The organism is Humibacillus xanthopallidus (assembly GCF_006717145.1).
In the GTDB taxonomy this organism is placed as follows: Bacteria; Actinomycetota; Actinomycetes; order Actinomycetales; family Dermatophilaceae; genus Humibacillus; species Humibacillus xanthopallidus.
On record NZ_VFQF01000001.1, the window covers coordinates 1,003,861 to 1,028,064 of the forward strand.

The following is a 24,204-nucleotide window of genomic DNA, read 5'->3' on the forward strand; positions in this document are numbered from 1 at the left end:
CGCGGCGATGGAGGACGAGTGAGCTGGGACGACGGCAACCCCTACGTGGACGAGCTGGCCGAGGGGGTCTACGCCTACGTCCAGCCCGTCGGGGGCTGGATGGTCAACAACTGCGGCACGATCGTCGACGGCTCGGGGTCGGCGGTCCTCGTCGACACCACCTCCACCGAGCGGCGCAACCGCGCCGTCCTCGCCGAGGTGTCGAAGGTGAGCCGGGGAGCACCACGGGCGGTGGTCAACACCCACCACCACCCGGACCACACCTACGGCAACGGCTTCCTCCCCCGAGAGACGCTCGTCATCGGCCACGAGAAGTGCCGCGACGAGGTGCTCGCCGCCGGCCTCGAGGCCACCCGCGTCATCACGACACCCGACTACGGCGACCTCACCCTCCGACCGCCGGAGATGACCTTCACCGACCGGTTGACCCTGCATCTCGAGGGCTTCCCGGTGGAGCTGCGTCACGTGGGACGCGCCCACACGAGCAACGACGTCATCGTCTGGCTGCCCGACCAGCGCGTGCTCTTCGCCGGGGACCTCGCCTTCGCGGGTGGGCAGCCGTTCCTCCTCGAGGGCTCCGTCGCCGGCTTCCGGAGCGCCATCGCGCAGATGCGGGCGCTCGAGCCCGAGGTGCTCGCGCCGGGACACGGGCCGGTCTGTCGCGGCGAGGAGGTCGGCGTGCTGCTCGACGACCTCGACGCCTACGTCGCCTACGTCGCCGAGGTCGCCGAGCAGTCGTATGCCGCCGGGCTGACTCCGCTCGAGGCCGCTCGGGCGAACCGCGACAACCGGTTCAGCGGCTGGGCCGAGACCGAGCGCTTCGTCGGCAACCTCCACCGGGCCTACTCCGAGCTCGCGGGCAACCCCGTCGACACCCGGCTGACCGTGCCCTCGGTCTGGCCCGACATGGTCGAGTTCCACGGCGGACCGATCGGCTGCCTCGCGTGAGCGTGCCACGGCGGGTCGTCACGGGTCACACCCCTGCGGGGGTCTCGGTCGTCGTGTCCGACGGCCCGGTTCCGGTCAGCCGTCAGCTGCCCGGCGACGGGGTCGCCTTCCACGAGATCTGGAACACCGAGGGCGCCCCGGCTCCCATCCGGGCCGTGGAGCCCACCGAGCCCACCGAGCGCACGCTCGCCGTGCCGCCACCGCCGCGGGGCACGAAGATCCGGGTCAACGAGTTCGCCCCGGGCCACCTCGACGAGCGGGGCCTGCAGTCACCGGTGCACCGCACGGCCTCGGTCGACTACGGCATCGTGCTCGAGGGCGAGATCACCCTCGTCCTCGACGACTCCGAGGTGACGCTGCGGGCCGGCGACATCGTCGTGCAGCGCGGCACCGACCACGCCTGGGCGAACCGGGGCGCGGTCACCGCGAGGGTCGTCTTCGTGCTCGTCGACGGGGCGTTCGACCCGGGGCTCGTCGCCACCCTGCCGGGCGGCCTCGACGGTCTCATGCACGGGGGCCCCCGCGACTGACGACACGGCCCTGCGCCCGACGACATGAACGACAGCCCGTCGGCGCTGCGGACGTGATCGGCGCGCCACAGCCGCGCGCGTCACGGGGCCAGCGGAGAGCTCCAGAGCGAGGTGCCCGGACCAGCCTCGTGGCTGCCCGTCGGCAGCACGACGTCGGCGGCGCAGCCCGGAGGCACCGTCACCTCGACGTGCAGGACGCCGTCGGAGAACTCCCACGCCACGGCGGCGAGGCCGTGAGGCGTCTCGTGCGCGGCGCGGGCCGACGAGACGCCACCGCCGGGCCGGGGCTCGACCCGGAACCGGCGCCAGGTGGGTGCCATCCGGTGGAGGCCCGCGACGTATCGGTGGAGAAAGCCGATGACCGCGCCCCTGGAGTAGTGGTTGAGCGACTCGTGGGGGATGCCCTCGGCGTCGACCCCCTCCCATCGCTCCCAGAGCGTCGTCGCGCCGCGCTCTGTCATCGCCAGCCACGACGGCGCCGTGTCCTGGAGCAGCACCTCGTAGGCGAGGTCGAGGTGGCCGGCGTCGGCCAGCACCGGCAGCAGGTGCGGCGTCGCGAGGAAGCCGGTCGTAAGGTGGGTGCCGTTGTCGCGCAACAGCTCTGCCAGCCGGTCGCCTGCCCTCTTGAGGTGCTCGTCGGGCACGAGGCCGAAGGCGAGCGCTCGGACGAGGTTGGCCTGGGTGTCGGGGAGCACCGAGCCGTCGGAACCCACGAACTCCTCGCGCCAGGCAGCGCGAGCGTTGGTGGACAGGGCCGCCCAGCGTTCCGACTCGCTGGTGCGCCCGAGGACCGCGGCGATGCGCGCCGCCACTCCGGCAGTGTGGGCGAGGTACGCGGTGGCCACATCCGACTTGTCCGCCGCCATGAACGCCGGGAAGTCGGAGGGGTCCTCACCGGGGACCAGCCATTCGCCCCAGTGGAACCCAGTGTCCCAGAGAAACTCCTCGTGCGGTGCCGGCTCGGGCCGCCCGGCTACCCGGTCCGGGTGGCGGCCACCCGCTGCGCTGCGGACGGCGAAGCCGAGCCACGCCGTCATCGCGGGCCACAGCTCCTCCAGCAGCGCGGCGTCGCCGTACTCCTCGTAGACCTCCCACGGGACGAGCACGATGGCGTCACCCCAGCCGGCGGATCCGTTGAGGGCACGGAGGAAGCCCGCCTTCTCGGCCGGTGGCATCGGTGCCATGTTGCCGACGATCCCGTCGTCCCACTGCATCGCAGCGAGGTCACGCAGCCACTTGGTCGAGAAGCCGGCGACGTCGTAGAGGAAGGAGGCCACCGGCACGTAGAGCTGCCAGTCGCCCGTCCACCCCGCTCGCTCACGCGTCGGGCAGTCCGTCGGGATGTCGCAGACGTTGCCCCGCAGGCTCCACACCGCCGCCTCGTGGAGCCGTTCGAGCCGCGGGTCGCTGCACCCGAAGGTGCCGGTCCTGCGCAGGTCGGTGTGCACCACGACGCCGGTGACGTCGTCGGGGGCGGGGGGTTCCTGCAGTCCTTCGACGCGCACGTAGCGGAAGCCGTGCGTCGTCAGGCGCGGGTCGAAGACGTCGCCCGGCTGCCCTGAGGTGATGACCCGGTCGACCTGACCCGCCCGCAGCGGGTGGGGGAGGAAGGGCACGTCGGGGGCGAGATGGTCGGTCGTCACGTCGCCGTCGGGGCCGAGCCACTCGCCGTGGGTCAGCGTGACCGCGACACCGGCCTCGGCCGGTAGCGCGAGGCGCACCCGACCGTTGATGTTCTGACCCAGGTCGACGACGTGCCGGCCGGGTGCGACGGTGGTGACGGCGACGGTCCGCAGCTCCTCGACGACTCGGACGGGCGGGGCCGTGGGGCCGACGAGGAGCGCGGGCCCCCGATCGGCGAGCCGCACGGCCTCCCAGCCGGACGTATCGGCCCCCGCGAGGTCCCACGAGGGGTCGAGCAGACGACGATCCTCCTGCTGGCCCTCGATGAGGTCCGCGGCGGTGACGTGGGACGGCGCGCACCGCCAGTCCGGCCCCGTGCCCGTCACGGTCCGTGAGCCGTCCGGGTGCTCGATCTCGAGCTGCACGAGCACCGCTGTCGCCGATCCCCACTGGTCGTGCGCGCGCAGCATGCCGACCTGCCCTCGGAACCATCCGTCGGCGAGCACGACGCCGATCGCCACCGGGCCGGGCCCGACGAGGTGGGTGACGTCGTGGACCTGAACCTGGAGGCGCTCGCCGTACTCGGTGTAGCCCGGTGTCAGCTCAGCGTCGCTGACCCTCGTGCCGCCCACGGTGCACTCGTAGAGGCCGCGGGCGGTCGCGTAGAGGCGTGCCCGTGACACCTCGCCGCTGACGTGGACCTCACCGCGGAGCAGGTATGCCGGACGGTACCCCGGCTCGCCCGTCGAGTCCTCGACGGGCGAGACCCACGACGCCACCCAGTCCGCGGGCTCGAGCAGCCCTGCCTCGACGGGCGTCGGCTCCGACCACCCCGACTCCCCGAGGTCGGTCCACACCCGCACCCGCACCGCGCGGCGCTCCCGTGAGCGCAGCGGAGCCCCGGGCCAGGGCACGAGGACGTTCGCGTCCGTCGCCATCCGACCCGTCGAGGTGCCGTCGTCGAGGCACAGCTCGTAGGCGTGCTGCTCGGTGGCGCCGTCGGGGAGCGTCCACGACAGGCGGGGAGCAGGCTCGGTCGTGCCGAGGGCGACGTCGAGGTGCTCCACCCTCACACGCACGCCTGCACCTCCGCGGCACCCGGGGGAGTCACGGCATACGGCAGCGTCGCTAGACCGCACAGCGCGACGCCACGGGGCGGCGTCACGACGTGCCCTGTGCGGCCAGCTGCGACTCGAGGGCCGCGAGGGTTCGGTAGCAGGGCATGACCTGGGCGATGGAGGAGTTCGGCTCCCGACCCTCGCGGATCGCCGCCACGAACTCCCGGTCCTGCAGCTCGATGCCGTCCATGGAGACGTCAACGCTGCTGACGTCAATCGGTTCGTCCTTGCCCGTCGAGAGGTCGTCGTAGCGCGCGAGGTAGGTGCCCGTGTCGCCGATGTAGCGGAAGAAGGTGCCGAGCGGCCCGTCGTTGTTGAAGGACAGCGACAGGGTGCAGATGGCGCCGCTGGCTGCCCGGAGCTGGATCGACATGTCCATGGCGATGCCGAGCTCGGGGTGGATCGGCCCCTGGACTGCGTTGGCCTGCACGATGGGCGAACCCGTCTGCCATGCAAAGAGATCCACGGTGTGGGCGGCGTGGTGCCACAGCAGGTGGTCGGTCCACGATCGTGGCTGGCCGAGTGCGTTGAGGTTCTTGCGCCGAAAGAAGTAGGTCTGCACGTCGAGCTGCTGGAGGGCGAGCTCCCCGGCCGCGACCCGGCGGTGCACCCACTGGTGGCTCGGGTTGAAGCGTCGGGTGTGACCGACCATCCCGACGAGACCGCTCTGCTCCTGCAGCTCGAGGCACGCCTCGGCGTCGCCGAGGGAGTCGGCGAGCGGGATCTCGACCTGCACGTGCTTGCCGGCGCGGAGGCAGGCCTGGGTCTGCTCGGCGTGGAGCGGCGTGGGCGTCGCGAGGATGACCGCGTCGACGTCGTCCATCGCGAGCACCTCGTCGAGGGTGGCGGCCGCCTGGGCGACGCCGTGCTCGGCAGCGAAGGCGGTAGCGCTCTCGAGGCCGCTCGACACGACGGCGGCGACCTCGACCCCGTCGATGCGGCGCAGTGCTGCGACGTGCTTCGCGCCGAAGGCACCGCCGCCGGCGAGGGCGATCCGCAGGGGTTGCGTGGCGCTCATGTCACTCCTTCTCGGCGGCGTCCGCCGCGTGCGGGTGGTTCTCGAGGATGAGGTGCCCGACAGCCGTGTTGGAGGCGGGCACGTGGTAGAAGCGGTGCCTCACCTCGAGGTCGGCGCTGCCGTCGAGGTCGCCCATGACGCCACGGGCGATGAGCCACATGACGAGCTCGATGCCCTCCGACCCCGCCTCCTCGACGTACTCGAGGTGTGGCACCCCGGCCAGGCCCACCGGGTCGGTGACGAGCCGGTCGAGGAAGGCGTTGTCCCACTCCCGGTTGATGAGCCCGGCGCGCGGCCCCTGGAGCTGGTGGCTCATGCCACCGGTGCCCCACACCTGCACGCGCAGCGGCTCGTCGTAGGTGCGCAGGGCGCGAGCGATCGCCCGGCCGAGCTCGAAGCAGCGGCGCCCGGACGGCACGGGGTACTGCACCACGTTGACGGCGAACGGGATGACCCTGCACGGCCACGCCTCGACATCGCCGAACATCAGCGACAAGGGCACCGTGAGCCCGTGGTCGACATCCATCTCGTTGCACAGGGTGAGGTCGAAGTCATCCAGGATGAGCGACTGTGCGAGGTGGGCCGCGAGCTCGGGGTGGCCCTCGACCGGCGGCACGGGCCGTGGGCCGTAGCCCTCGTCGGCGATGGAGTAGTGGGCGCCGGTGCCGATCGTGAAGGTGGGGATGAGGGAGAGGTCGAAGGCGGTCGCGTGGTCGTTGTAGACGAGGATGACGACGTCCGGTGGATCCTCACGGATCCAGCGGCGCGACGCCTCGTAGCCATCGAAGACCCTTCTCCAGTAGGGCTCCTCGGTCTTCCCGTGATCCATCGCCACCCCGATCGCCGGCACGTGCGAGGTGTAGACGCTGGCGGTGACGACCGGGTGCTCCGTCGGGGGCGGCTGGGCTGCGCGCTCGGCGGCGTCGCGCACCTGGTCGGCGATCCGGTTGCCCTCGATCGGGCGCCCACCGGCGAGCATCATGTCGCGGTACTCCGCCTCGGTCATGCCCGTCATCGAGCCGGCCATCTGCTGGAAGGAGAGCCCGAAGGTCGCACCGATCTTCGAGAGGAAGTAGATGTTGCCACCGAGACGGATGCACTCGTTGAGGTCGAGGTCGAGGACCGCCTGCTTCTGCTCCTCGCTGAGCGGCCACTCGTCGAGGTAGGCGCGCTGGTCGGCGACGAAGCGCTCGCGGTTCTGCGGGGTCATGAGCGACATGCAGAACTGGTTGAGGTGGTAGCCCCGTGCCGACTGCTCGGCGTCGAAGATCGTCGTGCCCGGCACGTCTCGGTACGGCTTCTCGAGCGTCATGACGCAGGTCCTTCCTCGGGCCAGTAGAGGCGCATGGGGTTGTCGACGAGCAGAGCCTGCTGCAGCTCTGGCGTCGGGGCGATGAGGGGGATGCCGTCGACGAGCAACCCGTCGTCGGGCATGTGGTCGGTGAGGTTGGGGTGCGGCCAGTCAGTGCCCCAGAGCACCCGGTCGGGGAACTCCTCGACGACGCGGCGGGCGAACGGCACGACGTCGCGGTATGCCGCCTGCTGGCCGTCGAGCGCGGGCGGCCCACTGCGAGAGAGACGCTCGGGACAGGTGACCTTGCACCACGTGTCGGGCTTGGCGCGCAGGAGGTCGAGGAAGGCCTCGAACTCAGGTCCGTTCGGGTCCTGCGTGACGTCAGGCCGGCCCATGTGGTCGATGACGAGGGGGAGCGGTAGGCCGGTGAGGAAGTCGCGCAGGTCGGCGAGGTCCGCTGCCTCGAAGTAGACGACGACGTGCCAGCCGAGCGGGGCGATCCGCTGGACCACCCGCAGGAGGTCCTCGCGGGGAGCGGCGTCGACGAGTCGCTTCACGAAGTTGAAGCGCACGCCGCGCACGCCCGCCTCGTGGAGGTGGGTGATCGCGGCGTCGGAGACGTCGGGCCGGACGGTCGCGACGCCGCGAGCCAGCCCTTCCGACGACAGGAGGGCGTCGACCATGGCGCTGTTGTCGGCGCCGTGGCAGGTCGCCTGGACGATGACGTTGCGGCTGAAGCCGAGCCGGTCGCGCAGGGCGAAGAGCTGCTCCTTGGACGCGTCGCACGGCGTGTACTTGCGCTCCGGAGCGAAGGGGAAGGCCTCGCCCGGACCGAAGACGTGGCAGTGGGCGTCGACCGAGCCCTGCGGCATACGGAAGCGGGGGACGCTGGGGTCGGCGTGCCAGTCGAGCCAGCCGGGTGTCTTGTCGAAGGTCACGGTCATCGTCAGTCCTCGTAGCGCAGGCCGAGCGCGGCGAGGGGCTCGCGCATCCCGTACATGTCGAGCCCGAGCTCACCGGCGCGGAAGCGCACGCGCTTGCCCTCCTCGAGCGACTCGCGCCGCGCCGAGGCCTCGGCGACCTCGGCGACGTGACCGCTCGGCACGACGACGACCCCGTCGACGTCGGCGACGACGACGTCACCCGGGTGCACGAGGGCGTTGGCGCAGACCACCGGCACGTTGACCGAGCCGAGCGTCGCCTTGATCGTGCCCTTGGCGTTGATCGCGCGGGAGAAGACCGGGAAGTCCATCGCCTCGAGGTCGGCCACGTCCCTCACACCGCCGTCGATGACGAGCCCGCGGCAGCCCCGAGCACGCAGGGAGGTCGCGAGCAGCTCGCCGAAGAAGCCGTCCTCGCTCTCGGTCGTGCACCCGGCGACGACGACGTCGCCCGGGCGCACCTGCTCGGCGGCGACGTGCAGCATCCAGTTGTCTCCGGGCTGGAGCAGGACGGTGATCGCGGGCCCGCAGAGACGTGCCCCCCGGTAGGCCGGCCGGACGTAGGGGCGCATCAGCCCGACGCGCCCCATGGCCTCGTGGACGGTCGCGACGCCAAAGGCGGAGAGCGCCTCGACGTCCGCGGGGTCCGGGCGGTGGACGGTGCGGCGGACGACGCCGAGGTCGTTGGTGCTCAACGGATCTCCTCCATCGTGGTCACAGTCCCTGCTCGGTGAGGCGACGATCGAGGCGCGGGTAGAGACGGCGGACGTTGCCGGCATACACCGAGCTGCGTTGGGCGTCAGTGAGGTTGGGTGTGGCGTCGACGTAGCGCGACGTGTCGTCGAAGTGGTGGCCCGCGCGCGGATCGACCCCGCGGACGGCGCCGATCATCTCGCTGGCGAAGAGGATCGCGTCGCTCGGGACGACACTCGTCAGCAGGTCGATGCCCGGCTGGTGGTAGACGCACGTGTCGAACAGGACGTTGCCGAGCAGCTCCTCGGGCTCGGGACGGCCGAGCGCCTGGGCCAGGCCGCGGAAGCGTCCCCAGTGGTAGGGCACCGCGCCACCGCCGTGGGGGATGACGAGGCGCAGGGTCGGGAAGTCGGTGAAGAGGTCGCCCTGCACGAGCTGCATGAAGGCGGTCGTGTCGGCGTTGAGGTAGTGCGCACCGGTGGTGTGGAAGGCGGGGTTGCACGACGTGCTGACGTGCACCATCGCGGGGACCTCGAGCTCGACGAGCGCCTCGTAGACGGGGTACCACGAGCGGTCGGTGATCGGAGGGCTGTCCCAGTGGCCACCGGAGGGGTCAGGGTTGAGGTTGACCACGACGGCGCCGAGCTCCTCGACGGCTCGGCGCAGCTCCGGCACCGTCGTCGCAGGGTCGACCCCGGGGGACTGGGGGAGCATGGCGCCCGGGACGAAGCGCTCGGGGTAGAGCTCGCTGACCCGGTGGCAGAGGTCGTTGCAGATGCGCGCCCACGTGGACGAGACCTCGAGGTCGCCGATGTGGTGGGCCATGAAGCTCGCGCGCGGGGAGAACACCGTGACGTCGCTGCCCCGCTCGTCCATGAGGCGCAGCTGGTTGGCCTCGATCGTCTCGCGGATGTCGTCGTCGCTGATGACGAGCGCGTCGGGCCGTGGCGCGTTGACCGGGTCGCCGACGGCGGCGACCTGGAGGTCGCGCCAGGCGCCGAGCTGGGGCGGCGCCGTCGTGTAGTGGCCGTGGGCGTCGATGATCATGTGGTCCTCCGGGTCGACGTGACGGTGGGGTCCCAGACGGCCCTGGGTACGAGTACCTCGCCGCGCATCAGGAGGCGGGCGGTGCGCAGCAGCGCCGAGCGGGTGACACGGGTGGGGTCCTGCGGGTCGGTGCCGAGCGTCACGGTGAACTCGCCCGTGGGGTGCTCGACCGAGACGGTGACCGCACCGTCGGGGGAGCCGACCTCACCGTCGGGGGAGCCGGTGTCGGCGATGACGGCGACGTCCGCTGCGACGGTGCCCGGCAGGACGCTGGCGGTGCCGACGGTGACGGCCGCGAGCACCCCGACGGCCTCGTGGCAGACGTGGGGGATGAAGCTCCGCGTCGCGATCGAGCCGCCGGCACGTGGTGGCGAGACGAGCGTCATCTTCGGGTACGGGCGGCTCGTGACGTCGCCGAGGCCCATGAGCTCGGCGGCCCGGAGGCGGAGCGCCTGAATGCGCTCCTTGAGGGGCTCGTCCGCGTTGAGCTGGGCCGGGGTCTCGTCTCCCGCAGCCCCCACGGCGCTCGCCGCGAGGATGACGAGCGGCATACCGTTGTCGATGCAGGTCACCTCGACCGGGCCGACGCCGGGGAGGTCGACCGTGTCGCGCACGTGTCCCGTCGGCAGCATCGACGCCGCGACGGACCCTGCGGTGTCGAGGAACTCGATGGTCACGGGCGCGGCGGTGCCGGGCACGCCGTCGATCCGGGCGTCACCGGCATACGACATGGCGCGGCCGCCGACGACGGCCCTGGTCTGCACGGTGACGCGCGCGGAGGTGCCGGTGTTGAGCACGAGCACGGTGGCCGTGGTGGTGTCGTCGGTCGGCTCGAACAGGCCGCTCTCGACGGCGAACGGCACGACGGCAGCGAGCATGTTGCCGCAGTTGGGCGTCGTGTCGACGGTGTCGCCGTCGGGTTGGAGCTGGGCGAAGAGGAAGTCGAGGTCGACGCCGGGGCGTTCGCTGCGAGAGACGATCCCGACCTTGCTCGTCAGCGGGTGCGCGCCGCCGAGACCGTCGATCTGGCGGGGGTCGGGGGAGCCCATGACCGCGAGCAGCACGGCGTCGCGGATGGCCGTGTCGGCCGGGAGGTCGGTGGCGCGGAAGAACGGGCCGCGCGACGTGCCCCCGCGCATGAACCAGCAGGGGATCGGCGTCTGGGTCGTGGGAGTGCTCACGTGAGGTCACCGCCCCGGGTCGGCCATCCGGTGTACTGCTCCGCGAGGTAGGTGCGGCCGGCTCGGGTGCCGACGACGTTGTCGAGCTCGCCGACCTGGCGGCGCAGGTCGAAGTCGGTGGCGCCGGGGGCGGTGTGGAGCAGCTGCGTCATCCACCACGAGAAGTTCTGCGCCCTCCAGACCCGGCGGAGGGCCTGCGGCTGGTAGTCGTCGAGAGCAGGGTCGCCCTCGGGGCCGAGGGCGCGCACGAGAACGTCGGCGAGCACCTTGACGTCGTGCAGGGCGAGGTTGAGCCCGCGGGCGCCGGTCGGCGGGACGGTGTGGGCGGCGTCGCCGGCAAGGACGAGCGAGCCCCAGCGCATGGGGTCCTGCACGAACGACCGGAAGCGGAGCACGGTCTTCTCGAGGACCGGACCCTCGGCGAGGGTGAAGCCGTCACCGCCCGCCACGCGGGCCTGGAGGGTCTCCCAGATGCGCTCGTCGGGCCAGGCGTCGGTGGCCTCGTCGGGGTCGCACTGGAAGTACATCCGCTGCACGGTGTCGGTGCGCTGGCTGATGAGGGCGAAGCCGTCGGGCGACTGTGCGTACACGAGCTCGGGGGCGCTCCGGGGCGCCTGAGCGAGGATGCCGAACCAGGCGAAGGGGTACTCGCGGAAGTACTGCGTGCGGTGCTGCGCCGGCACGAGGTCGCGGCAGACGCTGCGTGAGCCGTCGGCACCGACGACGAAGCGAGCGCGCACCTCGTGACGGGTGCCGTCGTCCGCGGTGAAGCGCAGCCGCGGCGTCGTGGTCTCGGTGTCGAGCACCTCGGGGGCCGTCACGCCGAAGTGCACCCTGCCGTTGTCGCGCTCGCGGGCGTCGGCGAGGTCGATGAAGACGTCGGTCTGGGGGTACAGCCAGACCGACTCGCCGACGAGTGCCTTGAAGTCGATGCGGTGGCTGCGGCCGTCGAAGCGCAGGTCGGTGCCCTCGTGCTCGTGCCCGTCGCGCAGGATGCGGTCGGAGACGCCCGTCTCCACCAGATCGCGGGCCGCGTCGGCCTCGAGGATGCCGGCGCGCTGGGTGGTCTCGATCTCGTGTCGGGTGCGCAGGTCGATCGCCACGCTGTCGACGCCGGCGCGGGCGAGGCGGTGGGCGAGCATCAGGCCGGCCGGGCCGGCCCCGACGATGGCGACGGGCACGTGGGTCGTGACGTCGACCGTCGGGTGTGGGGTCGTGACGCTGCTCGCGTCGTCGACGGGGAGGGTGGGCATCGGTGCTCCGCGGGTGGTCGGCCGTTGATGGGTCGACGGTCGCAGGCCGGCTCCACGCCGGGGAGGGCTGTTTCCGTCAGGCGGAAACATGGGTCTGCTCTCAGTCGACCCCTGCGCGACGGCCGAGCTCGACGGAGATGCCCTGGGCGGCGCGCATGAGCGGGTCGCGCAGCGTTCGAGCGGCCGCGACCCCGCGGGCTGTGACCACGATCCCGAGGGCGGCGTGCACCGGGCCGGTCGTGCCGATGCGCACGGGCGTCGCGACGGCGACCGTCGTCTCGGAGAGCTGGCGGTCGCTCACGAGGTAGTGGTCACGCCGGATCCGGGTGAGCTGTGCGCGCAGCGTGCGTGGGTCGGTGACGGTGTGGGAGGTGTAGGCGTGGAGCGGCTCGCCGAGCACGGCGTCCTGGATGTCGGCCGGTGCGTGAGCGAGCAGCACCCGGCCCATTCCGGTTGCTGCGAGAGGGAATCGGTCGCCGACGTTGGTCATCAGGTCGACCGACCGGTGACCGGCGATGCGCTCGACGAAGACGAGCTCGGTGCCCTCGCGGACCGCGAGCTGGATGTTCTCGTGGGTGCCTTCGTAGAGGTCCTGCATGTAGGGCCGTGCGACGTCGCGCAGGATCTGGCCGCGGGGGCACACGGAGGCGATCTCCCACAGACGCAGGCCGACGTACCACGTGCCGTCGTCTCCGCGCTCGAGGGCTCCCCACTCGGCCAGCTCGCCGACGACGCGGTGTGCCGTGCTGATCGGAAGGCCTGTGCGGTGGGCGATCTGCGACAGGTTCTGGCTGGGCCGGTCGCGTCCGAAGCTGGCGAGCACCGCCATGGCCTTCCCAGCCGCTGATGGGCGCCTCTCATCCACCCCGGCAGTCTGTCACCGGCGCGGGCGGAGGGGCAGCGCCTCGGACGGGCCGAATCGGCCGCGGTTCGAGCCGACCCACGTGGGATGGCGGCTCGGGACCTCGTCCCAGCCCACCCAGCCGACTTCTCTGAACCCGACTACGGCAATGACTGACGAACAGCGCGACCGTCTCGGCGTGATGGTGGACCGGGGACTGGGGGCGATCCAGGGCAATGGTCTATGGCCAGTCAGCGGTGAGGTAGGCGGTCACCAGGACGCCGAGCGACACGACGACCATCAATGCGCCGATCTGGGTCTGGAGGGTCCGCCGCGCCGCGACGTCGCCACCAGACCGTCCAGGCCCTGAGAGCGAGCCCCACACGATCAGGCCGATGCCGGTCAGCAGCACGACGACCGTGCCCGTCCAGAAGTAGGTCATGGCGCCGCGACCTGAGTCATCGACCCACCATCGCACGTCCACCGGGCTCCGACCATGAGCCACACCCCGCCGTCAGACGGTCGCGCCAGGCGCCTCCACCCGGAGGCCGAGGGCGCCGGCGATGAGCTCGACGCGCGCGGCAGTCCGACTGTGTGGGGCCGTCTCATCCTCACGTCCTCGACACATCGGGTTCGCCGAAACACGTTGTGCTCGAATGTGTTCGGCGACTGAGCCCCACGGGAACGTGCCGCTGACGGCCCGTTCGAGAGTAGATCGCAGGGCGCCGTCCCGACGAAGCCAAGGCAACCAAACCACCGGCTCGGGGATCGTCTCAGTGGCAGCATCACGAGGAGGTTGACGCATGTCTGACCTGAGCACCTTCGTCAGCGAGACCGAGGGGTCCATCGACCAGCCGTCGTTCGAGGTCGTCATCTCGACGCAGCGTCGGGCCCGCCGGCGCCGATCGGCCGTTGCCTTCGCAGGTGCGTTGGCGGCCGCGCTCGCTCTCATGCTGACCGTTGCCGGCGTGGGTCAGCTCGGGCGCAGCCAGACCCTGGCCGGGTCGGCACCCCCTTTGCTCGTGCCCGACTGGACCGCGGACCAGGTGGTGGGGCACCCTGACGCATTCGTCGTGAGGCAGCTCGAGTCCCGCACTGAGCCGGGCACCGCTCTGACAGTGTGGAAACGCTGCGCCCAACCCCGCGTGGACCACGACTGCTTCGGTCGAGAGGCCTTTGCCGTCGTCGACGGCTTCGGCCACCACCTCGTGGCCCTTGGAGCGGTGACCGGGTCGAGCCAGCAGCCTTCTCTGGGCGATGACGGGCTGCTTCGCGAGGTCGACGGCGGCCTGTGGTACTGGGCGCACCTGAACCCCGGTCCCTACCTGCTGTCGGCCCCGATGACCGAGGCCGCGACCCTGACCGTCGTGGACCGCGCCTTCACCCACAGCTTCGGGGTCGCGAGCATCGAGTGCGCTGACCGGGTGGGCCTGTGCTCGTTGAACCAGGACGCGAGGACTCTCGAGCGACTCGCCACCCCTCAGGTCCCCTCCACGCGCTGGGCGACCCCAACAGCCCGTGGTTGCGGGCTCTGGGGCCTCGCGGGGATCGGCGGCAACCTGCGGCTCATCATCCAGCAGCGCGACGGATCGTTCGGCAGCGCCGACCTCCCGGACGACCCGAACTCCACGACCATGGCCGAGGGCGGGCATCGCTGTGAGGTGGCCTACTACCAAGGTGTCGCCGGCGACCCAGCGCTGGTTCAGCTCGTCGTCAGCCTCGACCAGGGCAGGACGTGGCAGATCCGCCGAGCCCCTCTGTCCCAGGTCGTGGGGCTCGTCGAGGAGCAGCCCCGCCCCAGGTTCCTCATCCCGCCGCAGTGGACGGAACTACCGCCCATGGCCAACCCGCTCGCTCCCCCCGGAGCCCTGCACAGGCTCTGATTCCAGCTCCATCTCCGCGGTGCGTCGGCGCCCTTCGCGGGGAGCCCTGTTGACAGCGGATCAGCTTGGGTCCAGAGGCGGCAGCGACAAGTCCCGTGGCACATGCAACCGAAACACCGGCTTGGGGATCGTGTGAGTGCAAGCATCGTCAGGGAATCGGCAGGTGGTCAGATCATGGACGATGACGACGACGCGGTCCGCGCGGTCTATGACCTGTCCTACCGACGCCTCGTGACGCAGATGGTGGCGATGTGCGGCAACCGGTGCGAGGCGGAGGACGTCGTGCAGGAGGCCTTCCTCACCGCATGGACGCACCGCGACGACTTCGCTGCCGCCGCCAACAAGGAGGCGTGGTTGCGCACGGTCTCCCTGAACCTGCTGCGCCATCGTTGGCGCAGGGCGCGGCTCTCAGCTCGGACCCTGCCCAAGTTCCGTGCCGAGCTGAGCATCGACCTCGGGGCCCAAGCCCCCGAGAACCACGTCGCAGTCGTGTATGCGTTGAGCCAGCTCAGCCTGCCGGTGCGCGTCACCGCCGTGCTGTTCTACGTCGCCGACCTCACCGTCGCGCAGATCTCCCGCGAGCTGTCCGCCCCGGAGGGAACCATCAAGGCACGACTGGCCCGGGCCCGGGCGCAGATGGCTGGCCACCTCAGCGACCGGGAGGAGGCCGACCATGTCTGACCTGAGCGACTTCGTCCGCGACACGGAGCGGTCCGTCGACCAGCCTCCCTTCGAGGTCATGATCACGACCCAGCGGCGAGCACGCCGGCGCCGCGTTGCGATCGCCCTCACCGCTGCGATGGTGACGGCGGCCGCCGCACTCCTTGCCATAGCGCTGACGCTCACCGGCCTCGATCGCCTGGGCCACAAGGAGATCCCGGCCCAACCGGCCCCGAAGCCGCTCGTGCCGGCCTGGACCGCCGACCAGATCGTCGGCAATGCCAAGGGTTTCCTCGTCAAGCAGCTCGACTCCCACAACCAGCAAGGAACCACTCTGACCGTCTGGAAACGATGCGCCACACCCGAGCCCCACCACGACTGCCTCGGTCGCGAAGCCATCGTCGTGGCGGACGGCTCCGGCCACCGGCTCCTCACACTCGGAGCCGTCACCGATTCCAGCCGACAACCCACCCCGAGCGGGGACGGGCTGCTCCGCGAGGTGGGCCCGGGCCTCTGGTACTGGGCGCACCAAGACCCTGGGCCTTACCTGCTGTCCGCTTCGATGACCCAGCCGGTGGACCTCGAGGTCCTCGATCACCCTGCCACCCACGGCTTCGGGACGGCCAGCATCGAGTGCGCCAATCAGGTCGGCCTGTGCACCCTCGACCTGAGCGCGCAGACCCTGGAACGGCTCGCGATCCCGAACCTGCCCGACACCCGCTGGGCCACCCCGACCGTCCGAGGCTGCGGGCTGTGGGGGCTGGTCGGGCTCAGCACCAAGGCGCGTCTCGTCATCCAGCAGCGCGACGGCTCGTTCGCCACGGCCGACCTGCCGGCCGAACCCAACTCCACGACCATGGCCGAGGGTGGCCCGAACTGCGAGGTGGCCTACTACCAGAGCGTCGGCGCCGACGCGGACCAGCTCGTCGTCAGCCTCGACCAAGGCAGAACATGGCAGATCCGCCAAACCCCGCTGCCGCAGGTCGCCGGGTACTACGAGCACCAGCCGCGCGACAGGTTCTTCATCCCGCCCAACTGGGCTGCGCTGCCCCCGATGGCCCACCCCCTCGAGCCGCCCGGCCCCCTCATCCCCCAGTGACGGCGCTGCCTACTGCTCGAGCCCCGCCGACGACGGAATACGTGGACCACGCAACCACGCTCGTCCGTTGCGGTTCGTGAGAGTGGAGAAGATCCGGTCCCCACCATGGCGGCACCTCGACCAGCCAGCGGTCCCCCAGTGGCCGATCCGAAAGGAAGAACACCATGACAAAGTCCATCCTGGACAGGGGCAGGTCCCCACTGATCGCGCGCGTCTCCGACCTCGCGGTCGGTCTGGCTGTCGCCGGGTTGCTCGGGATCGGTATCGCCGCTCCCGCTTCCGCCCGCGAGGCCATCGACCCCAACAGCCTGAATCCCGCGCCACCCGCCAGCTTCAACGCCACCTGTTATCGCAATGGCAGCCACATCGCGTGTGATCTGGCGTTCAGCGACCCTCCGGTTGTCGATGATGATTCAGGCATCGTCTGCGACGGCACGGCGATTCACATCTCGCAGTTCCGCTCGGTCGTCGGCAAACGGCTCTACGACGCTGGTGGCAACCTGCTCCAGCGCCACTTCAGGGAGACCCTCGACGGAACCTTCACCAACCCCCGCACCGGCCAGGTGGTGTTGTGGACGCAGCACGACACGGTCATCCACGACCTCGCCGTGCCTGGCGACACGAGCACGGGGGCGGAGAAGGTGAGCGGTCTGGAGACGCGCGCCTGGCTTCCGGGCGGGGGCACGGTGCTGACCGATGCCGGCAGGTTCGTCACTGACGTCTCCACTGATGAGGTGGTGAGCATCTCTGCCCATCACCCCTTCGACGACTACTTCCGGCTGGGAGACGCGTCAGCCGTGGCACCGCTGTGCGCAGCACTCACCTGATCGCGACAACCCTGAACTCCGCGTACGCCTGATCACTGCCGCGCGCGAACCCTACGATTCGAGGGTGATCCGGGCCGCGCAGGAGATGCTGACGCTCGACCGCCAGCGCCTCGACCTCCGGGCCGGCGTGATCGGCGTCGCCGTCCTGTCGGTGCTCGGCCTCACCATCGCCCTCCTCGGCACACCGGCGATGGCGGCCGTGATCGGCGCGCTCGTCGTGCTGGCGACCTACCCCCCTCCGCCGGGTCGCTCCCGCGTGTCGGCGCTCCTTCCGCTCGTGGTCGGGGGCGCCCTGCTGACCTGGCTCGCGGTGTCGATCGGCGACCGGGCCGTGCTGGCAGCACTCCTCGTCGGGGTGGTCGGCGTCGCCGGAGCGCTGCACGACGGGCGCAGCCGCAAGGCAGGCATCCGCGGACTCGTCGCCACCATCTGGATCATCGTCGCGCTGACGCTGCACGACACAGGCGGCGGGCCACTGAGGTATGCCGCGGCGTTCGCTGTCGGGGCGGCCGTCGGTGCCGCCGTGGCCTGGCGTCGTGCCGGGTCGGCCGAAGGGGTCGACGACGATGACGTCGAGGGTGACGACGTCCGGGTCGCGGCGGCTTCGGCCGGGTCACCGACGCTCATGGCGCGTCTGCGCAGTCCACTCGGCCGGTTCGCCGTCCTGCGCGGCGTGGGCCTGGCGGTCGCCGTCCTGCTCGGCTTCACGATGTTCCCCGACTTCCCCGCGTGGACCGCGATCACCGCGGTGATCATCATGCGGCCGCCGACCCGGCAGGCCCTCGTCGTCGGCGTCCAGCGATCGCTCGGAACCGGGGTCGGCGTCATCATGGCTGTTGCTCTCGCGGAGGTCGTCGGTGAGAGCAGGCCCGCCCTCGTCGTCCTCTTCCTCGCGTCGGCCTTCTTCATGATGGCGGTACGCGAGGTGAACTACGCGCTGTTCGCCCTGCTCGTCACGGCGCTCGTCGTCTACACGCAGAGGATCCTCGGGGCAGGCGCGGCCGAGTCCGGGGCAGCTCGGCTCGCGGAGACCCTCCTCGGCGTCGCCATCGCCTTCGTCGTCCTGGGGCTGTGCGAAGCCCTGGATTCCCACAGCAGATCGGCGCCCTGATGTTCACGGCTCTACGTGCCATGTTCCGCGACCCGGAGGGCAAGGTCATCCTCGTCTGGGCCACCGCACAGGTTCTCCTCGGCACCCTCGTCTACCGCTGGCTCGAACACTGGTCGGTGGTGGACTCCCTCTACTTCTCGGTCGTCACGTTGGCCACCGTCGGCTTCGGCGACCTCCACCCGACGACGGATGCCGCGAAGCTCTTCACCGTGCTCTACATCCTGTCCGGGCTCGGCATCCTGTCAGCCTTCATCTCGGAGCTCACGAAGCACCGGGGCATGTCGCTGATCCACGCGCGGCACACGCTGCACCTGGACACGCCGGACACCGACGGCGGGACCAGCGTCGATGGTGGCACTGCCCCGGGTACGACACCCACCGACGACGAGCGGGCCTGAAGCACGCGGAAACCACCCGGCATACGGCCTACGACGCGGCGGTGAGGGCCTGCTCGAGCCGCGGGACGACCGTCAGGACATCGCCGAGCCCCGCTCGCTCGACGCTGCTCTCCGCGCTGGACGAGAGCTCGGCCACGAAGAGGCGGATGTCACGGGCCGCGAAGTCCGTTGCCTGCCGGCGCAGGACCTCGGTGCCGGTGAAGTCGATGTCGTCCATGGCCGCCGCGTCCAGCACGACGGCCCGCACCGGGGCCTTTGCGGCGGCAACGAGGTCGCGGACGCGCTCGTCGAAGTAGGCAGCGTTCTCGAAGAAGAGGCCGGTGCCGAAGCGGTAGACGAGGACGCCGTCCATCGCGATGCCGGGCCGGACCCGGTCGTGCAGGCGCGGCGCGACGTCACCGTCGGAGACGAGCACCTCGTCGTGCGGCTGGTACTGGCGCCGCAGCCGGTCGACGAGAGACACGAGCACGGCGAGGAGGATGCCCTGCTCGACGCCGACGAAGGCGACGACGACGAGGGCCAGCATCGCGGCGCCGAACTCGAACAGCCTGGTGCGCCTGATCGCCCGGAGCTGGGCCACCTTGACGAGACCGACACCGATGGCGAAGACGACGCCGTCCAGCACGGGGGAGGGGAGGTACTCGAAGAGGCCGGTCGCGAAGAGCAGGACGATGCCGATGACGAGGGCCATGACGATGTTGACGAGCTGGCTCCGGCTGCCGGCGCCGTCTCCGGCGGCGGTGCGCGGCGGGCTGCCGTTGATGGCGAACCCACCTGTGAGGGCGCTGCCGGTGTTGGCCGCGGCGAGCCCGTAGAGGTCCTGGTTGGTGTTGTCGCGGTAGCTGTTCTTGGTCGCGAAGCTGCGGGCGACCGCCGCGCTCTGCGCCAGGATGACGACGGCGATGGCGGCGGCGGTGGCGGTCAGCCGGGTGACCTCACCGGCGGAGAAGGTCGGCAGGCTCAGGCCGGGCAGGCCGGCCGGCACGTTCCCGACCATCGCCACGCCGCGCCCGTCGGCGCCGATGAGTGCGGCGACCACGCTGAAGACCACGACCGCCAGGAGGGCGGCGGGCAGCTTGGGCAGGACCCGCTCCATGAAGAGCATCGACACGACGACGCCGATCGCGAGCACCGCAGAGGCCACGTTGACGTGCCCGAGGTTCGTCAGGGTGGTGACGAGCTTGTCCCACGTCGTCCCGGACGCCTTGATGCCCAGCATCCCGGGCAGCTTGCCGATGATGAGCGAGACGCCCACGCCGCTGAGGAAGCCCGCGAGCACGGGCTGTGAGATCAGGTCGGCGAGGAACCCGAGGCGTGCGACAGCCATGAGGAGCAGGATCGCGGCGGTGATGAGGCCGAGCACTGCCACGGTGCTGGCGTAGGTGGGACTCCCTGCGGCGACGACTGCTCCGGCGCCGGCCGCGACGAGCGCCGCCGTCGCGGAGTCCGCCCCCACGACGAGCTGTCGCGTCGAGGCGATGACCGCGAACAGGACGGCCGGCAGCAGTGCGCAGTAGAGACCGGTCTGGACGGGCAGGCCCGCGATGCTGGCATAGCCCAGGGACTCGGGGATGGCGATCGCAGCGACAGTGACGCCGGCGACCAGGTCGCCACGGAGCCACTGCCTCCGGTATCCCGTCAGGAGCGACATGGCGTCACCGTGGCACACCCACCGGTCGTCGCGTGGGGGAATTGGCCAAAGGACCTGCCCGAGGCGGTGGTGCGTGCCTTCACCCGCGGGCGACGCGTGCCCGGGTGGTTTCGTCGGCTGCCCGGGTGGCTCGACTCAGAGCGGCAGCTGCCGGGCGAAGCTCGATGACCTCGACGGGTCCACCGGGCTCCGGACCCGCGCCGGCCACACTCCTTCCGTACCGCCCGGCCAGTGGTGCCGCGCTCAGCCCGTGGGCCACCACGCTGACGAGCACGGTGACCGTGACGACGGCGACCGCCTCGTCCGACACCGGCCCGAGCGCCTCCAGGGCGAGCAGTGCGAAGACGAGGGATGCCAGCCCCCTGGGGCCGAACCACCCCACGAACAGCACTGTCCTGCGGTCGAGTCCACTTCCGATCAACGACAGCGCCACGGGCAGCATCCGCACCACGGTGAGGCTCAGCACGGCATACACGAGCATCAGCGGGTCGATGCCCTCGAACATGATGGGGACGGCGATGGCCCCGAAGGCCAGCCACACCAGCGCCGAGACCAGTGCGCCCGTCTGCTCGAGGAAGACCAGCTCCTCGGGCCCCCGGCGGCCGGCGCAGGCGCCGAAAGCCAGCCCTCCGCAGAAGGCGGCGACGAACCCGTTGCCGGCGAGGGCGAGCGCGGCGGCATACGCGAGCAGGCCCAGGGCGAGCACGGCGATGCCCATGAAGTCCTCGGCTGCCAGGTCGTGCCTCCGAGCCAGGCGCAGGAGCCAGCCCCCCGCAGCCCCGACGGCGGACCCGACCACGACCCCGAGCAGGAGCTGCACGACGGCGTGGCCGGCGCCCTCGTGACCCTCGAGACCGGCTGCTGCTGCCGCCCCCGCGATGGCGACCATGACGACTGGCGTGGCGATCCCGTCGTTCAGCCCGCTCTCGACCGTGATGAGCTGACGGATGCGGGACGGCACGACGGGATTGGTGACGACCGGGATCCCGAGCGCGGCGTCCGTCGGCGCGAGGGCGGCTCCGACGAAGAGGGCCAACCACAACCCCAGGCCGGGCCAGAACCACGCAGCCAGGCCCCATCCGAGCAGGACCGTCAGAGGCAGCCCGACGGCAAGCAGGCGGAGGTAGCGCCCCACGTCCTGGCGCAGCTCGCGCATCGGCAGGCGGGCGGCATCCGAGAAGAGCACCCAGACCAGGGTGATCTCGACGAGGGGGGTGAGCGCGGCCGGCTCCTCGGGCCCCTCGATCAGCCCTGTCCACGTGAGCGCGGCACCGACGACGATGAAGACGATGGGCGCCGTCAGGTCCGCACGGGCCAGGCGCTTCGAGACCAGGCCCCAGCCGAACAGGGTGGCTGCGACGACGACGAGGGCACTGACGTTCATGGCTGTTCCTTCTGCTCAGGCACCGGAGACCATCGTCATGCCACGACGAGGGCGGGGGATCACCCCTCGTGGATGACCTTGGGCGACTGTGACGCGTGACACGTGAGGTCATCCGAAGGGGATGACGACCGGGTGCCACGCCCCTGCCACGCTGATGCTGGACGCCTCATCCTGCGGACCTCGTCCGGCAGGTGCCCGTGGCGGGGGGCCAGCGGCACACGACCCCCGCGCGGTGATCGGTTCGTGCCTTCACCGCGTCACCCCAGACGTGCCACCACGACGTCTGCGGTCGTGGTCGAGAGAGAGGCGGCACCATGTCACGGGAGTTCAAGGGCACGATCGAGCTCGACATCAGGGACTCGGTTCCGGACTGGGAGCCCTACCTCGCGCCGAAGGCCCCTGCCGGAGCCCCGAACGTGGTGTTCGTCGTCTGGGACGACGTGGGCTACGGGACCATGGACTGCTTCGGCGGCCCGGTCCACACCCCGACGATGACCCGGATCGCCGACCGCGGGGTCAAGTACTCCAACTTCCACACGACGGCCCTGTGCTCGCCGACGCGCGCCTCCCTCCTCACGGGGCGCAACGCGACGTCCAACGGCATGGCGACGATCGCGGAGTTCAGCTCGGGCTTCCCCGGCATCTCGACGCGGATCCCCTTCGAGAACGGGTTCATCTCAGAGGTGCTGCTGGAGCACGGCTATAACACGTACTGCGTCGGCAAGTGGCACCTCACCCCCGGTGAGGAGACCGGCATGGCCGCGTGGAAGAAGCGCTGGCCGCTCGGTCGCGGGTTCGAGCGGTTCTACGGCTTCCTCGGCGGTGAGTCGAGCGGGTGGTATCCCGACCTCATCCACGACAACCACCCGACGGAGCCGCCGGCCACGCCGGAGGAGGGCTACCACATCGCGAAGGACCTCTCGGACAAGGCGATCCAGTTCATCCGGGACGCCAAGGTCGTCGACCCGGACAAGCCCTTCTTCCTCTACTTCAGCCTCGACGCCGCCCACGCGCCGCACCACGTCTTCCAGGAGTGGGCCGACAAGTACAAGGGCGTCTTCGACGAGGGGTACGAGCAGATCCGCGACGGGATCCTGGCTCGCCAGAAGGAGCTGGGCCTCCTACCTGACGACACCATGCTCTCCGGCATCAACCCGCACGGTGAGCCGGGTGCGACCGGCCCGCACGGGCAGCCGTGGCCGATGCTCGACACCGTGCGGCCCTGGGAGTCCCTGAGCGCTGACGAGAAGCGGCTCTTCGCCCGGATGGCGGAGGTGTTCGCCGGCTACGTGGAGTACACGGACGACCAGGTGGGCCGCGTCATCGACTTCCTCGAGTCCTCCGGCGAGCTCGACAACACGATCATCGTCGTCGTCTCCGACAACGGGGCGAGCGGCGAAGGGGGCCCGAACGGGACGTTCAACGAGTGGCGCTTCTTCAACGGCGTGCCCACCCCGACCGAGCTCACGCTCCAGCACATCGACGAGCTCGGCGGCCCCACGTCCTACAACCACTACAACACCGGCTGGGCGTGGGCGTTCGACACACCGTTCCCCTACTGGAAGCGCTGGGCGGGCTACGAGGGCGGCATCGCCGACATGTGCATCGTGTCGTGGCCGGCGAAGGTGCCGGCCAACGAGACCCCGCGGCCGCAGTACGTCCACGCCGTCGACGTCGTCCCGACGATCTACGACCTCATCGGCGTCACGCCGCCGCAGACACTGAACGGCTTCGAGCAGCGCGCCATCGAGGGTGAGAGCTTCGCCGCGTCGCTGACGGAGCCGGACGCCCCCGCGAAGCGCACGCAGTTCTACGCGATGCTCGGCCAGCGGGCGATCTACGAGGACGGCTGGCTCGCCTGCACGCTCCACCCGCCACTGAGTGGCTGGGGCAGCTTCGACCAGGACGTGTGGGAGCTCTACCACATCGAGGTCGACCGGTCGCAGTCCACGAACGTTGCGGCTGACGAGCCTGAGCGCCTGGAGCAGCTCACGGCGCGCTGGTTCGAGCTGGCAGAGCAGTTCAACGGCATGCCGCTCGACGACCGCACCGCACTCGAGCAGACCCTGTCCGAGCGCCCGAGTGGATCGCCGAAGCGGGACCGCTACGTCTACTACCCCGACTGTGCGCCGGTGCCCGAGCAATCCGCCGTTCTCATCAGCGGGCGGTCCTACACGATCGCGGCCGGCATCCACGTCGCCTCCGAGTCCACCGAGGGGGTCATCTTCGCCCACGGCGGCCTGGCAGGTGGGCACAGCCTCTTCGTCCAGGACCACCGGCTGACGTATGCGTTCAACTGGGTGGGCACGCACGTCCAGACGGTGACCGCTGACCGGGACCTCGTGCCGGGCGCCCACGTCGTCACCGCGGAGTTCGTCGCCGAGGGTCGCAACGAAGACCCCCAGATGCCCGGCGCGCGCGGGACGCTGACGCTCTACCTGGACTCCGAGGTGGTGGGCCGCTCGCAGATCGTCACCCAACCGGGGTACTTCTGCGCCGTGGGTGACGGACTCTGCGTGGGCCGTGATGACGCCTCCGCCGTGTCGCCGAGCTACACCGCGCCCTTCCGCTTCACGGGTGGGAGCATCGACAAGGTGGTCGTCGACGTGTCCGGCGAGAGGTACGTCGACCACGAGGCGGAGGTGCGGGGATGGTTCCTGCTCGACTGACGTGGCTGTCCGTGGGCGACCGTGACCCCGGTTCC

Annotated in this window: 21 protein-coding genes; 9 read left to right on the top strand and 12 right to left on the bottom strand. The window is 70.8% G+C overall.

Annotated features, from left to right (window positions below):
* The first annotated feature begins 18 nt into the window (after positions 1–18).
* Together FHX52_RS04485 and FHX52_RS04490 are read left to right on the top strand one after the other, a co-directional pair.
* Positions 19–948: an MBL fold metallo-hydrolase gene (locus FHX52_RS04485; RefSeq protein WP_221630471.1), complete on the top strand. Its 930-nt coding sequence runs from the start codon at positions 19–21 to the stop codon at positions 946–948.
* Positions 945–1,478: a cupin domain-containing protein gene (locus FHX52_RS04490; RefSeq protein WP_141820280.1), complete on the top strand. Its 534-nt coding sequence runs from the start codon at positions 945–947 to the stop codon at positions 1,476–1,478. The genes FHX52_RS04485 and FHX52_RS04490 overlap by 4 nt, the downstream gene beginning before the upstream one ends.
* A gap of 80 nt (positions 1,479–1,558) precedes the next feature.
* Here FHX52_RS04490 and FHX52_RS04495 read toward each other — a convergent pair whose 3' ends face one another.
* From FHX52_RS04495 to FHX52_RS04540, 10 genes are all read right to left on the bottom strand, one after another.
* A complete protein-coding gene (locus FHX52_RS04495) occupies positions 1,559–4,180 on the bottom strand; it encodes an alpha-L-rhamnosidase (protein ID WP_141820282.1) in 2,622 nt (873 codons plus the stop codon).
* 82 nt (positions 4,181–4,262) lie between these two features.
* Positions 4,263–5,237: a Gfo/Idh/MocA family oxidoreductase gene (locus FHX52_RS04500; protein WP_141820284.1), complete on the bottom strand. Its 975-nt coding sequence runs from the start codon at positions 5,235–5,237 to the stop codon at positions 4,263–4,265.
* Position 5,238: 1 nt separating this feature from the next.
* Positions 5,239–6,549 (bottom strand): protocatechuate 4,5-dioxygenase subunit alpha, encoded by a 1,311-nt coding sequence (gene ligA / locus FHX52_RS04505; protein ID WP_141820286.1) that lies wholly within the window; start codon positions 6,547–6,549, stop codon positions 5,239–5,241.
* Positions 6,546–7,475 (bottom strand): amidohydrolase family protein, encoded by a 930-nt coding sequence (locus FHX52_RS04510; RefSeq protein WP_141820288.1) that lies wholly within the window; start codon positions 7,473–7,475, stop codon positions 6,546–6,548. Before FHX52_RS04510 ends, ligA begins: the two co-directional genes overlap by 4 nt.
* A gap of 2 nt (positions 7,476–7,477) precedes the next feature.
* Positions 7,478–8,167: a 4-carboxy-4-hydroxy-2-oxoadipate aldolase/oxaloacetate decarboxylase gene (gene ligK / locus FHX52_RS04515; RefSeq protein ID WP_246069610.1), complete on the bottom strand. Its 690-nt coding sequence runs from the start codon at positions 8,165–8,167 to the stop codon at positions 7,478–7,480.
* Between the two features lie 19 nt (positions 8,168–8,186).
* A complete protein-coding gene (locus FHX52_RS04520) occupies positions 8,187–9,212 on the bottom strand; it encodes an amidohydrolase family protein (protein ID WP_141820292.1) in 1,026 nt (341 codons plus the stop codon).
* Positions 9,209–10,393 (bottom strand): 4-oxalomesaconate tautomerase, encoded by a 1,185-nt coding sequence (locus FHX52_RS04525; protein WP_246069611.1) that lies wholly within the window; start codon positions 10,391–10,393, stop codon positions 9,209–9,211. The genes FHX52_RS04520 and FHX52_RS04525 overlap by 4 nt, the downstream gene beginning before the upstream one ends.
* On the bottom strand, positions 10,390–11,646 hold the full coding sequence (locus tag FHX52_RS04530; RefSeq protein WP_141820294.1) for a 4-hydroxybenzoate 3-monooxygenase: 1,257 nt from the start codon (positions 11,644–11,646) through the stop codon (positions 10,390–10,392). The genes FHX52_RS04525 and FHX52_RS04530 overlap by 4 nt, the downstream gene beginning before the upstream one ends.
* A gap of 100 nt (positions 11,647–11,746) precedes the next feature.
* A complete protein-coding gene (locus tag FHX52_RS04535; protein ID WP_141820296.1) occupies positions 11,747–12,511 on the bottom strand; it encodes an IclR family transcriptional regulator in 765 nt (254 codons plus the stop codon).
* 217 nt (positions 12,512–12,728) lie between these two features.
* Positions 12,729–12,929, bottom strand: a complete 201-nt coding sequence (locus FHX52_RS04540) for a hypothetical protein (protein ID WP_141820298.1) — start codon at positions 12,927–12,929, stop codon at positions 12,729–12,731.
* A 361-nt stretch (positions 12,930–13,290) separates the two neighbouring features.
* Here FHX52_RS04540 and FHX52_RS04545 point away from each other — a divergent pair, with 361 nt between their 5' ends.
* The 6 genes from FHX52_RS04545 (at position 13,291) to FHX52_RS04570 (ending at position 18,465) form a co-directional block, all read left to right on the top strand.
* Positions 13,291–14,370 (top strand): hypothetical protein, encoded by a 1,080-nt coding sequence (locus tag FHX52_RS04545; protein WP_141820300.1) that lies wholly within the window; start codon positions 13,291–13,293, stop codon positions 14,368–14,370.
* Between the two features lie 174 nt (positions 14,371–14,544).
* Positions 14,545–15,051 (top strand): RNA polymerase sigma factor, encoded by a 507-nt coding sequence (locus FHX52_RS04550; RefSeq protein WP_141820302.1) that lies wholly within the window; start codon positions 14,545–14,547, stop codon positions 15,049–15,051.
* Positions 15,044–16,129: a hypothetical protein gene (locus tag FHX52_RS04555; protein WP_141820304.1), complete on the top strand. Its 1,086-nt coding sequence runs from the start codon at positions 15,044–15,046 to the stop codon at positions 16,127–16,129. Before FHX52_RS04550 ends, FHX52_RS04555 begins: the two co-directional genes overlap by 8 nt.
* A gap of 164 nt (positions 16,130–16,293) precedes the next feature.
* Positions 16,294–16,956: a hypothetical protein gene (locus FHX52_RS04560; RefSeq protein WP_141820307.1), complete on the top strand. Its 663-nt coding sequence runs from the start codon at positions 16,294–16,296 to the stop codon at positions 16,954–16,956.
* A gap of 64 nt (positions 16,957–17,020) precedes the next feature.
* Positions 17,021–18,067, top strand: a complete 1,047-nt coding sequence (locus tag FHX52_RS04565) for an FUSC family protein (protein WP_141820309.1) — start codon at positions 17,021–17,023, stop codon at positions 18,065–18,067.
* 20 nt (positions 18,068–18,087) lie between these two features.
* The gene (locus tag FHX52_RS04570; protein WP_221630479.1) at positions 18,088–18,465 is read left to right on the top strand and encodes a potassium channel family protein; all 378 of its coding nucleotides are present in this window, start codon (positions 18,088–18,090) and stop codon (positions 18,463–18,465) included.
* Positions 18,466–18,493: 28 nt separating this feature from the next.
* On the opposite strand, the gene FHX52_RS04575 is transcribed toward FHX52_RS04570, so the two are convergent.
* Positions 18,494–20,116, bottom strand: coding sequence for a SulP family inorganic anion transporter (locus FHX52_RS04575; protein WP_141820313.1), 1,623 nt, complete (start codon positions 20,114–20,116; stop codon positions 18,494–18,496).
* A gap of 79 nt (positions 20,117–20,195) precedes the next feature.
* Positions 20,196–21,500, bottom strand: coding sequence for a cation:proton antiporter (locus tag FHX52_RS04580; RefSeq protein ID WP_141820315.1), 1,305 nt, complete (start codon positions 21,498–21,500; stop codon positions 20,196–20,198).
* Between the two features lie 314 nt (positions 21,501–21,814).
* Between FHX52_RS04580 and FHX52_RS04585 the strand changes: the two genes are divergently transcribed.
* Positions 21,815–24,169 carry an arylsulfatase gene (locus FHX52_RS04585; RefSeq protein WP_141820316.1) on the top strand — a complete coding sequence of 785 codons (2,355 nt, stop codon included), beginning with the start codon at positions 21,815–21,817 and terminating at the stop codon, positions 24,167–24,169.
* Positions 24,170–24,204 lie beyond the last annotated feature (35 nt).

Coding starts and splice junctions, on each gene's coding strand:
- FHX52_RS04500 (WP_141820284.1), bottom strand. CDS start 5,237: ATGAGCGCCACGCAACCCCTGCGGATCGCCCTCGCCGGCGGCGGTGCC.
- ligA (WP_141820286.1), bottom strand. CDS start 6,549: ATGACGCTCGAGAAGCCGTACCGAGACGTGCCGGGCACGACGATCTTC.
- FHX52_RS04510 (WP_141820288.1), bottom strand. CDS start 7,475: ATGACCGTGACCTTCGACAAGACACCCGGCTGGCTCGACTGGCACGCC.
- FHX52_RS04520 (WP_141820292.1), bottom strand. CDS start 9,212: ATGATCATCGACGCCCACGGCCACTACACGACGGCGCCGCCCCAGCTC.
- FHX52_RS04530 (WP_141820294.1), bottom strand. CDS start 11,646: ATGCCCACCCTCCCCGTCGACGACGCGAGCAGCGTCACGACCCCACAC.
- FHX52_RS04540 (WP_141820298.1), bottom strand. CDS start 12,929: ATGACCTACTTCTGGACGGGCACGGTCGTCGTGCTGCTGACCGGCATC.
- FHX52_RS04545 (WP_141820300.1), top strand. CDS start 13,291: ATGTCTGACCTGAGCACCTTCGTCAGCGAGACCGAGGGGTCCATCGAC.
- FHX52_RS04550 (WP_141820302.1), top strand. CDS start 14,545: ATGGACGATGACGACGACGCGGTCCGCGCGGTCTATGACCTGTCCTAC.
- FHX52_RS04555 (WP_141820304.1), top strand. CDS start 15,044: ATGTCTGACCTGAGCGACTTCGTCCGCGACACGGAGCGGTCCGTCGAC.
- FHX52_RS04560 (WP_141820307.1), top strand. CDS start 16,294: ATGACAAAGTCCATCCTGGACAGGGGCAGGTCCCCACTGATCGCGCGC.
- FHX52_RS04570 (WP_221630479.1), top strand. CDS start 18,088: ATGTTCCGCGACCCGGAGGGCAAGGTCATCCTCGTCTGGGCCACCGCA.
- FHX52_RS04575 (WP_141820313.1), bottom strand. CDS start 20,116: ATGTCGCTCCTGACGGGATACCGGAGGCAGTGGCTCCGTGGCGACCTG.
- FHX52_RS04580 (WP_141820315.1), bottom strand. CDS start 21,500: ATGAACGTCAGTGCCCTCGTCGTCGTCGCAGCCACCCTGTTCGGCTGG.
- FHX52_RS04585 (WP_141820316.1), top strand. CDS start 21,815: ATGTCACGGGAGTTCAAGGGCACGATCGAGCTCGACATCAGGGACTCG.